Below are 16,120 nucleotides of genomic sequence, written 5' to 3'. Positions count from 1 at the left end.
GTACGAAACTGTCTTTAGCAATCATAGTTTTACCTTGATTATTTAATGTTTATGCGACTGCGTCGCATTCTTCTGCAAACTTAGAGCAAATTCAGTAATGAGAGGACGTGTAAACGCAATAAGGACGTTCAAGGGCTTAGTTGCGGATTTGAGGGTAAACGTCTGTCGCATAAATTTTATCAACGACTCACTCGGTTGCAATTCCTCACAAAAACCATCTCTTTTGGCAGTTTGAGCCACTTTCGGTTTCTTGCAATTTTTAGATTGCTCCCTTTCTCTTGTCTCAAAACATAAGTACCATCTTTTGTGAAAGAGAAAGTGGCTGTAAGATCCTCGCTCCCATAATCGTTGATAACGCTGAGCTCAATGGTTTTGGCATCCTTGATGGTAGAGGCGGTGAACAGCCATTTACGTCCGTCTTGATAATCGCCAAGATAGCCCGACATCTCACCGTACACTTCTTGGCGTGGTACAATCACGTTGTTGTGATAAGCGTCGAGCACGATATAAATATTAAATTCTTTGTTGTCAAACCTGCCTTTGAACGTCGTCGAGTCCAAATCGCTTGTTGCATTTTGTGCAAATGCCGACACAGCGGACAGAATGCACACAAGGACGAAAATGAGCTTTTTCACCATAATGACTATTTGTTTTTTGCAAAGATAATGTTTTAAATCAAGAAGTGGTTTGTTTTTAATAAATTATAGCATTGAAAATTTGTCTTATACATTATTTATCTTATCTTTGCATGAAAAGTATCGATTAATGACAACAACAGAAATGCTGTTTCCTGATTATATTTTCGAGTCGAGTTGGGAAGTGTGTAACAAGGTCGGAGGTATATACGCGGTGCTATCTACGCGAGCCAAAACACTACAAGATAAGATAAAAGACCGTATCATTTTTATAGGTCCCGATTGTTGGAAAGAAAAACCGAGCCCCTATTTTATAGAAGATTCAAACCTTTTTTCGGATTGGAAAGAACAAGCAGACACTGACGGATTGCATGTCAGGGCCGGTCGCTGGGACATTCCAGGGCATCCTATTGCCATCCTTGTAGATTTTGATATCTTCTACAACAACAAGAATGACATATATGCCAAGCTCTGGGAAGACTTCCAAGTGGACAGCCTCCACGCTTACGGCGACTATGACGAGGCGTCCATGTTCTCTTATGCCGCGGGGCGGGTGGTAGAAAGCTTTTATCGATTTTATCTCAATCGCACACTCAAGGTGGTTTATCACGGCAATGAGTGGATGACAGGGTTGGGATTGTTGTACATCAAAAAACACCTGCCAGAGGTGGCCACCATTTTCACCACGCATGCCACGAGCATAGGTAGAAGCATCGCTGGCAACAACAAGCCCCTCTATCAATATCTCGACGCCTATAACGGCGACCAAATGGCAGGCGAGCTCAACATGCAGAGCAAGCACTCCATCGAGAAGCAAACGGCCCATCACGTGGATTGTTTCACCACCGTGAGCGACATCACCGCCCAAGAGTGCGCTAAGTTGTTGGACAAGCCAGTGGACGCGGTGCTGCCCAATGGTTTCGAGGCTAATTTTGTGGCCAAGGGCACAGCCTTTTCGGTCAAGCGGCGTAAAGCCCGCAAACGCATGCTCGAGGTGGCCAACGCGTTGTTGGGTACGAACCTCGGAGACGACACCTTAATTGTCTCCACAAGTGGGCGGTACGAATACCGCAACAAGGGCATCGACGTTTTCATAGAGGCGATGAGCAGGCTGAGGCACGAACCAAAGCTAAACAAGAATGTTGTTGCCTTCATAGAAGTGCCAGCGTGGGTAGCCGCCCCAAGGCAAGATTTGCTACAGCGTTTACAAACGGGCAATATTTTTACAGAGCCACTACCACGTCCCATCGTCACCCATTGTTTACACAACGCCAACGAAGATCGTGTTATGGGCATGATGAACGCCCTTGACATAAGAAACGACGCGGACGACAAGATTAAGATAATCTTCGTGCCTTGCTACCTCACTGGCCACGATGGCATATTCGACATGCCTTATTATGATATAATAATAGGTGGCGACCTGTCCGTCTACCCATCTTATTACGAGCCATGGGGGTATACACCGTTAGAGTCCATAGCTTTCAAGGTGCCCACGATAACCACCGATTTGGCAGGATTTGGTCTTTGGGTAAACACTGTTATGGGTCATTATGGCGAGATAGAAGATGGCGTGAAAGTGGTGCGACGCACCGATTACAACTACAATGAGGTAGTCGAGGCTATCAAAGATACGGTTGTGGACTATGCCAACATGGCTCCGGCAAAGGTTAAAACCATTCGCGAGAAAGCCGGAAAACTATCCAAAAAAGCATTGTGGAGCCATTTCATAGCTTATTATGAACGAGCTTACGACATGGCTTTAAGAAAAGCGGAGAATAGAAAAATACAAAAACAATAATAAAATAGATAGACAGTTATGAAAATCAAATCTAATTACACCGACACTCCCAAATGGAAAGAGGTGTCGATTAAGTCTCGTCTACCCGAAGAGTTGAACGGTTTGAATGAGATAGCGCATAATCTTTGGTGGGCTTGGAACTACGATGCTCGCAGCCTGTTTAAGAGTTTGGATGAAAATTTGTATGAAGAGGTGGGGCATAATCCTGTCATGCTTCTTGATCGTCTTAGCTACGACCGCAAAGAAGCGATAGTGAAAGATGTGGCATTGATGCGAAAAGTTAAAAAGGTTTATGCCAACTTTCGTGCCTACATGGATGTCGAGCCTGACAAGAAACGGCCATCCGTGGCCTATTTCTCTATGGAATACGGTCTTAACCAAGTGTTGAAAATATATTCTGGCGGTCTCGGAATGCTTGCTGGCGACTATTTGAAAGAGGCCTCTGATTCTAATGTTGACCTATGCGCCGTAGGCTTTTTGTATCGTTATGGCTACTTTACCCAGACGCTATCCATGGATGGTCAACAAATCGCCAAATATGATGCGCAGAACTTCAACTCATTGCCCATAGAGCGAGTACTTGACGCTAACGGAGAACAAGTGGTGGTAGACGTGCCCTATCTCAACTACCAAGTGCACGCCCTGGTATGGTGCGCCAATGTGGGGCGTATCAAATTATACCTGCTGGATACCGACAACGAGATGAATTCTGAATTTGACAAGCCTATCACCCACTCCTTGTATGGCGGCGATTGGGAAAACCGTCTGAAACAAGAAATCCTCCTTGGCATTGGCGGAATACTCACTTTGAAAAAACTTGGCATAAAAAAAGATGTGTACCATTGCAACGAAGGCCATGCCGCTCTTTGCAATCTACAACGCCTTTGTGATTATATCGACGAGGGATTGACCTTCAATCAGTCTATGGAACTGGTTAGAGCATCGTCGCTTTATACAGTGCACACGCCTGTCCCAGCAGGTCATGACTATTTCAGCGAGGACCTGTTTGGAAAATATATGGGTGGTTATCCTGAGAAATTGGGTATTTCATGGGATGAGTTTATCGGCATGGGACGACAAAATCCAGATGACCACAGTGAGCGTTTCTGCATGAGCACGTTCGCTTGCAACACATCGCAAGAAGTAAACGGCGTGAGCAAACTGCACGGATGGGTAAGCCAAAAAATGTTTGCGCCTATCTGGTCAGGCTACTATCCAGAGGAAAATCATGTGGGATATGTTACCAATGGCGTCCATTTCCCCACATGGGCTGCCACAGAGTGGCGCAAAGTGTATGATAAATACTTTGATCCGAGCTTTATGAGTGACCAAAGCAACGAGAAGATTTGGCACGCTATATACGATGTTCCAGACGATGAGATCTGGAAAACACGCATGGCCCTGAAGAAGAAATTGGTGGATTACATCCGCGAGAAGTTCACGCAGTCGTGGCTTCGAAATCAAGGCGACCCTGCCCGGGTGGTCTCATTGCTCAACAACATCAACTCCAACGCATTGATGATAGGCTTCTGCCGTCGTTTTGCCACTTACAAACGCGCCCACCTGCTATTTACGGATATAGACCGCCTAAACAGCATCGTAAACAACCCGGACCGCCCCGTGATATTCCTTTTCTCAGGAAAGGCGCACCCCGCGGATGGCGCAGGTCAAGGCCTGATTAAAAAAATCTACGAGATAAGCCAACGCCCCGAGTTCCTTGGCAAGATTATTTTCCTTGAGGACTATGACATGCAATTAGCTCGAAGATTGGTATCAGGTGTAGACATTTGGATGAATACTCCCACCCGTCCGCTTGAGGCATCTGGAACATCAGGTGAAAAAGCCGAGATGAATGGTGTTATAAACCTCTCAGTTCTCGATGGATGGTGGGTGGAAGGCTATCGTGAAGGTGCTGGCTGGGCATTGCCACAAGAGCGTACGTATCAAAATCAGGCATACCAAGACCAACTGGACGCAGCCACGATCTATTCATTGTTAGAGAACGAAATCATACCGCTCTACTATGATCACGGCAGGAAAAGCTATAGTGAAAAGTGGATAAAAGTTATCAAAAACTCTATCGCCACCATCGCTCCACACTATACCATGAAGCGTCAGCTGGACGATTATTACAACAAGTTCTACAATAAGGAGGCTGCTCGCTTCAAAAAACTATCCGCCAACAACAACCAATTGGCTAAGGACATCGCCTTATGGAAAGAGACAGTGGCTGAGCGTTGGGATAGTATAAAAGTGGTGAGTAAGAGCACCGAACTGTTTGACAATGGGGGTGAAACAGGCGTTAAATTCCATTTGAGTTATGTGATAGACGAACAAGGACTTGATGACGCCATCGGATTGGAACTCGTCACGATGAAACCAGAGACTGATCCCTCAGACTATCAAATACATCGTGTATTTGAATTTAAGCAAGTGGGCCACGAGGGCAACAACTACACCTTCGAGCTTGAGGTTGAACCCGACATCGCAGGAACTTATCGTAGCTGCGTACGCATGTTCCCCAAGAATGCTAACTTGCCTCATAGACAAGATTTCTGCTACGTAAAATGGCTTGATTAATCTAATTAGTGAACAATATATAGACAAGACGGATGCCTACATACATAAAGATGTAGGCATCTGTTGTTTTGTCATTATATTAAAAATATTTACCACTATATGGTTTCATACTTGCTGATCAATTTGTATATTTGCAAAGAGTAATGATTATGCACAACCCATCCGTGGTCTAATCCACGGCAAAAAAACAATAATATGAAATACATGATGATGTCAATTTTAACCGCATTAGGGCTCGGGACAAGTTCTTGCGCCCAGCAAGAAAACATCACTTCGGTAGATGCTAACCATTTTGAAAATGCCATTCATGCCAACAATGTCCAGTTACTCGATGTTCGCACCGCAAACGAATATGCCGAAGGGCACATAGCCTATGCCACCAACATCGACGTACAACAAAACGATTTTCTTGCCAAGGTGGAACAATCATTCAGCAAAACAAAGCCAGCATACGTCTATTGTCGTAGTGGCAAACGCTCGATGATGGCCGCCAACAAGCTTGCCAAGACAGGCTACAAGGTCATAAATCTGCGTGGCGGTATCTTGGAATGGATAGACGCAGGCAAACCTATCAATCGATAATCGGCAAGAAGCACCCCTCCACCAGTCGCATAGCCCAAAACATTTGGGCGACCGCATGGCTTGATGGAAAACTTGTTCGAAACTTTGCCACTTAAAAAAGCAACAAGGCATGTGGTTAATATTGGCTTTTCTCTCAGCGGCATTATTAGGCTTTTACGACTCGTTCAAGAAAAAATCGCTCACGGGCAACGCCGTGATACCTGTGCTCTTTCTTAACACCGTATTCTCATCACTTATTTTTTTGCCATTCATCATTATCTCAATGATGAGCCACCAATTGGATGGAAGCATCTTCCATGTGCCATGTATAGGGTGGGAAACGCACAAGTACATCATTTTGAAAAGTATCATCGTGCTGTCAAGCTGGGCCCTGGGCTACATAGGTTTGAAGCATCTGCCGCTCACCATCGTGGGACCAATCAACGCCACGCGCCCCGTAATGGTGCTTATTGGCGCCCTCTTAGTGTTTGGCGAGACACTCAATGGATGGCAGTGGGCAGGCGTGTCATTGGCTGTTATGTCATTTTTCATGCTCAGTCGATCTGGTAAGCGAGAGGGAATAAACTTCAAGAGCAACCGCTGGATATACTTCGTTGTGTTGGCGGCCATATTGGGAGCTATCAGCGGACTGTATGACAAATTTCTGATGGCGGCGCCCAAAGATGGCGGTGTGGGCATTGACCACATGGCTGTCCAGTCGTGGTACAACCTCTACCAAATGCTCATGATGCTCATAGTGCTATTTGTATTTTGGTGGCCCAAACGCCAATCGGACAGTGTTTTCCGTTGGGATTGGAGCATAGTAGGCATTAGCGTATTTCTATGCGCGGCCGACTTTTTGTATTTTTACGCACTGAGCCTGCCCGATGCCATGATATCCATCGTGTCGATGGTGCGCCGTGGCAGCGTTATCGTGAGCTTTCTGTTTGGCGCTATCGTATTTCGAGAGCGTAATCTCAAGGCTAAAGCCGCCGACTTAGCCTTGGTATTACTGGGCATGGTGTTACTCTATATAGGTAGCCGATAAATTAATTTGCACTTTGTGCTGTAGTATTTTGCATATTGAAACTAAAATGTTATCTTTGTAGTTGATTTGTAATATACACCGCATTAACAAAACTAAGCATTATATCATGGCACAAAATATTTTTAAGGGGTTGGGAATAGCCCTTGTAACCCCTTTTAAACCCAATGGAGAGGTTGACTATGTTGCTTTGAAAAAACTCGTGGAGTACCAGCTTGACAATGGCGCCGACTTTCTTTGCATACTTGCCACGACCGCTGAGACCCCGTGCTTGACGCATGAAGAGAAAGATGAGATTACAAAACTCATCAAAGAGTTAGTTCGCGGTCGTATTCCCATTTTGAAATATTGCGGTGGCAACAACACTGCCGCGGTGATAGATGAGATCAGGCATACAGACTGGACAGGCATTGACGGTATGCTGAGTATCTGCCCATATTACAACAAGCCATCGCAAGAAGGCTTGTATCAACACTTCAAAGCCATAGCTGCCGTAAGCCCATTGCCCATTGTTCTTTATAACGTTCCAGGCAGAACGGGGGTTAACATGACGTCGGCCACAACGGTAAAAATTGCCAGACATTGTCCCAATATTGTTGGAATAAAAGAAGCCTCGGGCAGATTGGAGCAGGTGGACGAAATAATCAAAGACAAACCTGACAATTTTGACGTTATAAGCGGTGATGACGCACTTACATTCCCGATGATAGCCAGTGGTGCCGCTGGTGTCATATCCGTGATTGGCAACGCTCTTCCCAAGCAGTTTTCACGCATGATACGACTTGAGTTTAAAGGTGAATACGAGGCTGCCCGCAAGATACACCACATGTTTACAGAGCTGTACAGCCTGCTTTTCGTAGATGGAAATCCAGCAGGCGTTAAGGCGTTGCTTAACGACATGGGGCTTATTGACAACGTGTTGCGCCTGCCATTAGTGCCCACAAAGATAGAGACAAAGGATAAAATGGCTGAAATATTAAAAAGAATGACCATTTGACATAACCTACACGTGTGCCTTTTTCCCATTTGCAGCACATTCTGCCCCCTACTTTTTTAAGGCATTGTGGATAAAAACAGAATGTATTTATGCGTAGCTTAGCCGCCCAATAGTTCGCTTTGGGCGTATCTTGACATTTCGCAAAAATTCATAAAAACCGAAGATGGCCTGTCATAGGCCTTATGTCATAGTGCAAAATAGGCCGTAATATTTACCTATCTCATAGCATATTGCGCTTTAAGCCTACTGAAATAATGTTACACGACGTTAAACTCTTGTTACATTTTTCTGATCGTATCATTTTTTGCATAAAAAAATATAACAAATATCGCATTAAAGAAAAAATTTACATAACTTTGGAATGTAAACCAAAAACCATAACAATGAAAACAAGTATCAAAAATCAAAACATTATCTATTCTATTTTTCACTCTGTTGTTAACCGTGGGTTTCTCTGCATGTAGCAGTGACACCGACCCAGCAGACACAGAGGTGTTTGTGGGCACCTATAAGGGCTCAATTTCATACACTGCTATTAACCCCGCCAAGCGCATCACAGCTACTGATGGCAAAGTAATCGTTAACAAGATAGGTTCTACCTATTCTTTCCATTTTGACCACAAGATACCAGACTTGACAGGTATTAAATTTGAAAAAAAGGATGACAATACCTACATCAGCATTGGAACAGGTATTAAAGGTATAACCATTACCAAAGACAAGTTGACAATGCTTGTGACAAAGGGAGGCGAAACTTGGACTGCCAACTGCGACAGGGACTAAAAGTTACATCATATTCAACAAGGGTTGGGAGCAATTATGCTTTCAACCCTTGTTGTTTTCTAAAAAAAAATCTATACCAATCACGTCATCTCTCTTTAATGACCTACTGCCCGAACTCAAAGGAATAAATACAAAAAATAAGCAGCATGACCAAGATTGCCATTTGTTTTTTTCTATCTTTCAATAAATTATTGTAATTTTGCGCTATATAAAATCAATCCATATTCATTAGGTATGTATAGAACAAACACTTGTGGAGAACTGCGTTTGACTGACGCTGGCAAGGAAGTGACGCTTGCCGGATGGGTGCAGCGCTCTCGTAAGATGGGCGGAATGACCTTTGTGGACCTTCGCGACCGCTATGGCATCACCCAATTTGTCTTTAACGAGGCAGACGACAAAGGCCTCTGCGACCAAGCCAATAAATTGGGACGCGAATGCTGTGTGCAAATAAAAGGCATCGTTGCCGAGCGACAAAGCAAAAACCCCAAGATGGATACTGGCGACATAGAAATCATGGCCAAGCAGCTCACCGTGCTCAGCCCTTCGCTCACCCCACCTTTTACCATCGAGGAAAATACTGACGGCGGAGATGACCTACGCATGAAATATAGATACCTTGATCTGCGAAGGGAGAGTGTGCGTAAAAACTTGGAGTTGCGTCACCGTATGACTATCCTCATCCGCAATTTTCTTGACTCTAAGAAATTCATCGAGGTGGAGACCCCTATCCTCATTGGATCTACGCCAGAGGGCGCACGCGACTTCGTGGTTCCCTCGCGCATGAACCCCGGTCAGTTCTACGCCTTGCCCCAAAGCCCACAAACATTGAAGCAGCTCCTCATGGTAGCAGGCTTTGATAGGTACTTCCAAATAGCCAAGTGTTTTCGCGACGAGGACCTTCGCGCGGACCGGCAGCCAGAGTTCACTCAGATAGACTGCGAGATGAGCTTTGTTGATCAGGATGACGTGACAGAGCTTTTCGAAGACATGGCGCGCCATCTTTTCAGAGAGATAAGAGGCGTGGAGCTGCCAAAACTGCAACAGATGACATGGCACGAGGCCATGAAACGCTATGGCTCTGACAAGCCAGACCTTCGTTTTGGAATGGAGTTTGTGGAGTTGAAAGATACCTTCGCGGACAAAGGCGAGTTTTCCGTATTTAACAAGGCGGCCTACATTGGCGGCATTCGAGTCACTGGATGCGCAAGTTACAGCCGCAAACAACTGGACGAGCTTACCGACTTCGTGAAACGTCCGCAGGTGGGCGCCATGGGGTTGGTTTATATCAAATACAATGCCGACGGCACGGTGAAGAGTTCCATTGACAAGTTTTACGCACCCGAGGTGCTGGCTCATGTCAAAGAAAAAATGGATGCCAAGGACGGAGACCTCGTTTTGATACTCTCTGGCGACAACGCCAACAAGACACGCACCCAACTTTGCAGTTTAAGACTGGAGATGGGTGACCGTCTTGGACTGCGCGACAAGAACGTCTTCAAATGCCTGTGGGTCGTGGACTTCCCCCTCTTTGAGTGGAGCGACGAGGAACAACGCCTGATGGCCACGCACCACCCATTCACGATGCCCAACCCTGACGACCTGTCACTACTCGACTCTCACCCAGAGCAAGTTCGCGCCAAGGCTTACGACTTCGTGTGCAACGGCATCGAGGTGGGTGGCGGAAGTATCCGTATCCACGACACCCAGCTGCAAGAAAAAATGTTCGAGGTGCTTGGCTTCACGCGAGAGAGAGCGGAGGCACAGTTTGGATTTTTAATGAACGCATTCAAGTATGGCGCGCCACCCCATGCCGGATTGGCCTTTGGCTTGGATCGCTTTGTGAGCATATTGGCAGGTCTTGACAGTATTCGTGATTGCATAGCGTTCCCCAAAAACAACAGTGGGCGAGATGTCATGCTTGACGCACCATCGTTCATTGACGACAAGCAACTTGATGAGTTGCAAATCAAACTTGACCTAAAATCATGACGATTGTTTTTAATAAAGCTTATACAAAACTCCCGATTATTCTTCATGCAATAATCGGGAGTTTTTTTGGGAGGTGATTATAAAATTTATCACCAAATATAATATTAAAAACAACATGAAAAAGAATTTGTTATCTTTTAATCTCTTTTCGGTTTAAGATATATGTTTTTAGCCGTAAGGATATGGTGTTTGTATGTAATAGCAACATTGGATATATTACTTTTAACTATTATATCTCTACTTTTTCAATGTAATTTAGTAACTTTGGAGCAGAATAAAAATAATTTAAAATGCATTTTAAGTGGAAATATGATCCACCTACACAACAAGACATACAACAGGCTAATGAATTAGGCGAGAAGCTTAACATGAACCCCATATTGGCAGGGCTGCTCATTAAGCGTGGCATTACCACCGAAAGTGCGGCCAAACGTTTCTTTAGGCCACAACTATCCGACCTTATCAACCCTTTTTTGATGAAAGATATGGACGTAGCCGTGGACAGATTGAACGACGCTATGGGGCGCAAAGAGCGTGTCATGGTGTATGGAGACTATGATGTGGATGGATGTACGGCAGTGGCATTGGTTTATAAATTCTTGCAACAATTCTATTCGAACATAGATTATTACATTCCAAATCGATACGACGAGGGGTATGGTGTGAGCAAGAAAGCTATGGAATTTGCCCATGAAACTGGAGTTAAACTGATAATAATCCTTGACTGTGGCATCAAGGCTATTGAGGAAATAGCTTATGCCAAAAGCCTTGGCATAGATTTTATCATTTGCGATCACCATGTGCCTGATAGTGATATGCCACCGGCAGCAGCCATCCTTAACCCCAAAAGGCCTGACGACCCATACCCTTTCAAGCATCTTTGTGGATGTGGCGTGGGCTTCAAATTCATGCAAGCTTTTGCTAAAAACAATGGCATTCCGTTCTCGCGACTCATCCCCCTACTCGACTTCTGTGCGGTAAGCATCGCCGCGGACATTGTTCCCGTGGTTGACGAAAATCGCATATTGGCTTTTCACGGATTAAAACAACTCAATCAAAACCCAAGCGTAGGGCTGAAGGCCATTATTGACACATGTGGCCTTAGTGGCAGGGAAATAGCCATGAGCGACATTATCTTTAAGATAGGGCCACGTATCAACGCCTCGGGACGTGTGGAAAACGGAAAGGAAAGCGTGGACCTATTAGTGGAAAAAGATCTTGGGGTGGCCTTAAAAGAAGCCAAACGTATCAATGAATACAATGAGCAGCGCAAGGATATAGACAAGCAAATGACCGAGGAGGCTAACCAAATAGTGGCCAGGCTGAAAGATCATAAATATCAATCGAGCATCGTCCTTTATGACGAGCATTGGAAAAAAGGTGTCATTGGCATTGTAGCCTCACGACTAACAGAACTTTACTTCCGCCCCACCGTAGTATTGACGCGCGATGGCGACTTTGCCACAGGATCGGCACGGTCTGTGATGGGTTTTGACGTTTACTCTGCCATCAAACATTGCAACGACTTGATGATCAACTTCGGAGGTCACACTTACGCAGCAGGCTTAACACTGAGATGGGATGATATTCCACAATTTATCAAACGTTTCCAACGCTATGTGGAAGAGCATATAGAGCCAGAGCAAATAGAGCCTTGTATAGAAATAGACGCAGTGATAAACTTCAAGGACATATCCAAGCGGTTGCACAATGACCTGAAGCGTTTCTCTCCATTCGGACCAGGCAATCCAAAACCCTTATTTTGCACGAAAGGCGTATATGATTATGGTACAAGCAAAGTGGTGGGACGAGCACAAGAGCACATCAAACTTGAATTGGTAGACTCATTATCACCCACCGTGGTGAATGGTATCGCTTTCGGGCAAAGTGCCTCGGCTCGATATATCAAATCCAAACGAGCTTTTGACATAGCTTATACCATTGAAGACAACATTTTCAAACATAATCGAGTGCAACTGCAAATCGAAGATATCAAGCCAGTGGAAGAAGAGCCTCAAAACTCATAATTGACACGACGGAAATGCAAGATCTGTATCAGGACATTCTGGAGCAGTATTGGGGATATAAAAATTTTCGAGGAATTCAGCGCGAAATTATCGAAAGCATCTGCTCTGGCAAGGACACTTTAGGACTGATGCCAACTGGCGGCGGTAAATCTATCACTTTCCAAGTGCCAGCATTGGCGCAAGACGGTGTGTGCATAGTAATAACACCTCTTGTTGCCTTGATGAAAGATCAGGTGCAGAGGCTGAACAAGCAGGGAATTGTAGCCGCGGCAATTTACGCCGGAATGGCTCGATCCGCAATATTAAAAATATTGGAAAACTGTGTCTTGGGGCAAACAAAATTGCTATACATATCGCCAGAGCGCATAGGATCGGCCATATTTCAAACAAAGCTCAAGCACATGAAAGTGAGCTTTATCACCGTGGATGAAGCGCACTGTATCAGCCAATGGGGATATGATTTTCGTCCGGCATACTTGCAAATAATCGAAATTCGCAAGTTATTACCCGGAGTTCCGGTCCTTGCCCTGACAGCCACGGCAACGCCAAATGTAGTGGAGGACATTCAAGAGCGATTGGCATTTTGCAAAAAAAATGTTTTTCGCATGAGTTTTGAGCGAAAGAATTTGGCATATGTGGTAAGGACGGCAACAGACAAACAAACCGAGTTGGTACATATCTTGTCAAGCGTGCAGGGCAGCGCTATTGTCTATGTGCGTAGCAGGCGTCGAAGCAAAGACGTCTCGGTCATGTTGGAAGAAAATGGAATAGAATCTACATTTTATCATGCGGGATTGGAATTAGCGACCAAAGATGAGCGACAGAAACAATGGCAAAACAATCAAAAACGCGTGATAGTAGCGACCAACGCTTTTGGAATGGGTATAGACAAGATTGATGTGAGGTTAGTGGTACATTATGACTGCCCGGATTCCATAGAGGCTTACTTTCAAGAAGCGGGACGCGCTGGTCGCGATGGGAAAAAGGCTTATGCGGTGTTGCTGTGGAATAACAGCGATATACGAAAGCTAAACAAACGTATAGACGACAACTTCCCTGACAAAGATTATATCGCTGATGTGTATGAGCACTTGGCCTATTACTATGAAATAGGTGTGGGAAGTGGGCAAGGACACACGTTCACATTCGAGATAGACAAGTTTTCCTATATCTACAAGTATTTTCCGGTAAAGGTGGCCTCGGCCTTGAAGCTATTGCAAAACGCAGGTTATCTTAAGTACGAAACCGATCCTGACGGCAAGGCAAGACTCATATTCTTGTTGGGAAGAAACGATCTTTACAAACTCAAAGAACTCACTAAACACGAGGAAGCGGTAATAACCTCTGTGCTCCGAAACTATGGAGGGCTGTTCACCGATTACAATTATGTAGACGAGGCTCTTATCGCAATGGACGCAGGGATAGGTAGAGAGTTGACTTACCAAGTGCTGAAAACATTGAGCCGGAAACAAATCATCCACTTCATACCACAAAGCAAGACGCCATTTATAACTTATAGACAAGACCGTGTCGACGCCACCGATGTTGTGCTACCCCCAAATGTGTACGAGGATCGAAAGGAAGATTTTACCCGACGTATAATGAGCATGATAGACTATGCCACCAACGGCTACGTTTGCAGAAGTAGGCAACTGCTGCGTTATTTCGGGGAGACGCGATCAACGGACTGCAAAGTCTGTGACGTTTGTGTATCCTCTGGATTTCATAGCGTTTCTGATTTGGATCTAAGGCGAGCTTGTGATCAGATATTATCATTGCTCGCTGATAAAGAAAGGCATAGAATTACCGAGCTTAACAAGCTTGTATTACCCAACAAACAGATGAATTGCGCTCTGGAGTATCTCGCCAATGAAGAGATGATACATATTGATGGACCTTTTATCCATCTATAACATTGTGCGTGTTTTGCATGACCTTGTCAAGGTGACAAAGGTAAGGGCACTGGCTTATGCAATGAAATATTAACCGCCTTGGCAAGCCAAAACTCATTGATAGCACTAACGAGAATCGCTTTGGCCATTCGTTGAGGCGAGTGATCAAAAAGCACGGCGAAAGGATTTTTATCCCTATTGGCATATAAATCAGGAATTTTAGCTATATTTGCATGAGTGAAAAAAAATATCCTAAGATATTCTTCAATAGTTGATGACTGAACAACGTGTATATATTGCCATAGACTTGAAGTCGTTTTACGCTTCGGTGGAATGTGTGGAGAAAGGGCTCGACCCACTTACCACTAACCTTGTGGTGGCGGATATCGATCGCACGGAGAAAACCATTTGCTTGGCAGTGTCACCATCACTCAAGGCTTACGGCATAAGTGGAAGAGCGCGCCTGTTTGAGGTGGTGCAGAGAGTGCAAGAGGTAAATTATGCTCGGAGACGACATGTGGCTACACATGCACTGGTAGGGAAATCATATTCTGACCCAGAAGTCAAGGCTAATGATAACCTCGCGCTTGATTATATCGTAGCCAAACCACGGATGTCTTTTTACATACAATACAGCGCGCGCATTTACAATGTATATTTGCGATACATAGCGCCAGAAGACATCCATGTGTATTCGATAGATGAGGTGTTTTTTGACGCCACCAATTATCTTAAAATCTACAATCTATCAGCTCATCAATTGGCTATGAAAATGGTTCGTGCAGTTTTGCGAGAAACTGGCATCACTGCCACAGCAGGTATCGGCACCAATCTATATTTAGCCAAAATAGCTATGGATATAGTGGCCAAGCATAAGCCGGCAGACAAGGATGGTGTAAGAATAGCGGAGCTGGATGAGCAGTCTTATCGCCGCTTGCTGTGGGACCACAAACCCCTGACAAGCTTTTGGCGTGTAGGACATGGCTTGGCCGCGAAACTGGAGAGTTACGGCATGTACACCATGGGACAAATCGCTCGATGCTCGATAAACAACGAGGAATTGCTATACAAGCTATTTGGCGTTAACGCAGAATTACTCATAGACCATGCTTGGGGATGGGAACCATGCACCATAGAGGCGATAAAATCTTACAGGCCAAAGGAAAACTCGCTTTGCACCGGACAAGTATTGCAAGAGCCTTATACGTTTAAGAAAGCGCGGGTAGTGGCCAAGGAAATGGCTGATAGCATGGCACTCGACCTTGTGGACAAACATCTTGTTACAGACCAAATTGTGGTTACGGTGGGATATGACATAGAAAACTTGACCAATCCATCCATTCAATCCACCTACAATGGCCCTATCACGACAGACGGCTATGGCAGGAGGAAACCCAAGAGTGTGCATGGCTCCGCAAATTTAGGTTTTCACAACTCCTCGTCCAAACTTATCACGTTAGCCGTAATTAAAATATTTGACCAAATAGTGAGTCGCAATCTACTCATACGCCGCATGAATGTGACTGCCAACCATGTAGTGTCGGAGGATAATGCCCGCCGAGAAACGCACGCTCCGATACAACTGAATTTGTTTACAAATGGTGAAGCCCAGAGACAGCAAGAAGCAGAGCGACGCATGACGCTCTCTCGGGAGCGACGTATGCAGCAAACATTATTAAACATTAAAAAGAAATTCGGCAAAAACGCTATTCTTAAAGGTATCGACTTCGAAGAAGGAGCCACGACACGTGAGCGCAATATTCAGATAGGCGGACATAGAGCTTAAGTGCCAAGACAACAATGATAT

General features: G+C 44.9%; 11 protein-coding genes. 10 read left to right on the top strand and 1 reads right to left on the bottom strand.

The features are described 5' to 3' along the window. Nucleotides 1-179 precede the first annotated feature (179 nt). Nucleotides 180-638, bottom strand: coding sequence for a hypothetical protein (locus C7379_RS09465; protein WP_336469925.1), 459 nt, complete (start codon nucleotides 636-638; stop codon nucleotides 180-182). Nucleotides 639-765: 127 nt separating this feature from the next. On the opposite strand from C7379_RS09465, the gene C7379_RS09460 reads away from it, so the two are divergent. The 10 genes from C7379_RS09460 to C7379_RS09415 all read left to right on the top strand — a co-directional run bounded on the left by C7379_RS09460 (nucleotide 766) and on the right by C7379_RS09415 (nucleotide 16,099). Beyond that, the gene (locus C7379_RS09460; protein ID WP_243406765.1) at nucleotides 766-2,436 is read left to right on the top strand and encodes a glycogen/starch synthase; all 1,671 of its coding nucleotides are present in this window, start codon (nucleotides 766-768) and stop codon (nucleotides 2,434-2,436) included. Nucleotides 2,437-2,454: 18 nt separating this feature from the next. After that, nucleotides 2,455-5,016: an alpha-glucan family phosphorylase gene (gene glgP / locus C7379_RS09455; RefSeq protein WP_116617095.1), complete on the top strand. Its 2,562-nt coding sequence runs from the start codon at nucleotides 2,455-2,457 to the stop codon at nucleotides 5,014-5,016. A gap of 204 nt (nucleotides 5,017-5,220) precedes the next feature. Further along, on the top strand, nucleotides 5,221-5,598 hold the full coding sequence (locus C7379_RS09450; RefSeq protein WP_419185311.1) for a rhodanese-like domain-containing protein: 378 nt from the start codon (nucleotides 5,221-5,223) through the stop codon (nucleotides 5,596-5,598). A 109-nt stretch (nucleotides 5,599-5,707) separates the two neighbouring features. Then, complete coding sequence (locus C7379_RS09445) at nucleotides 5,708-6,625, top strand: DMT family transporter (protein ID WP_116617093.1); 918 nt, start codon at nucleotides 5,708-5,710, stop codon at nucleotides 6,623-6,625. A gap of 106 nt (nucleotides 6,626-6,731) precedes the next feature. After that, entirely contained in the window at nucleotides 6,732-7,619 is an 888-nt protein-coding gene (gene dapA, locus C7379_RS09440) for a 4-hydroxy-tetrahydrodipicolinate synthase (protein ID WP_116617104.1), read from the top strand. 444 nt (nucleotides 7,620-8,063) lie between these two features. After that, on the top strand, nucleotides 8,064-8,402 hold the full coding sequence (locus C7379_RS09435) for a hypothetical protein (protein WP_243406764.1): 339 nt from the start codon (nucleotides 8,064-8,066) through the stop codon (nucleotides 8,400-8,402). 234 nt (nucleotides 8,403-8,636) lie between these two features. Continuing rightward, nucleotides 8,637-10,394, top strand: a complete 1,758-nt coding sequence (gene aspS / locus C7379_RS09430) for an aspartate--tRNA ligase (protein ID WP_116617091.1) — start codon at nucleotides 8,637-8,639, stop codon at nucleotides 10,392-10,394. A gap of 290 nt (nucleotides 10,395-10,684) precedes the next feature. Further along, a complete protein-coding gene (gene recJ, locus C7379_RS09425; RefSeq protein WP_116617090.1) occupies nucleotides 10,685-12,421 on the top strand; it encodes a single-stranded-DNA-specific exonuclease RecJ in 1,737 nt (578 codons plus the stop codon). A gap of 14 nt (nucleotides 12,422-12,435) precedes the next feature. Continuing rightward, a complete protein-coding gene (locus C7379_RS09420; protein ID WP_116617089.1) occupies nucleotides 12,436-14,334 on the top strand; it encodes a RecQ family ATP-dependent DNA helicase in 1,899 nt (632 codons plus the stop codon). Between the two features lie 253 nt (nucleotides 14,335-14,587). Continuing rightward, a complete protein-coding gene (locus C7379_RS09415) occupies nucleotides 14,588-16,099 on the top strand; it encodes a Y-family DNA polymerase (RefSeq protein ID WP_116617088.1) in 1,512 nt (503 codons plus the stop codon). Nucleotides 16,100-16,120: the final 21 nt, after the last annotated feature.

Source organism: Hallella colorans, from assembly GCF_003096815.1.
Lineage (GTDB): Bacteria > Bacteroidota > Bacteroidia > Bacteroidales > Bacteroidaceae > Prevotella > Prevotella colorans.
Note: the sequence above shows the minus strand (reverse complement) of the source record. Positions and strands in the feature narration are given on the sequence as shown.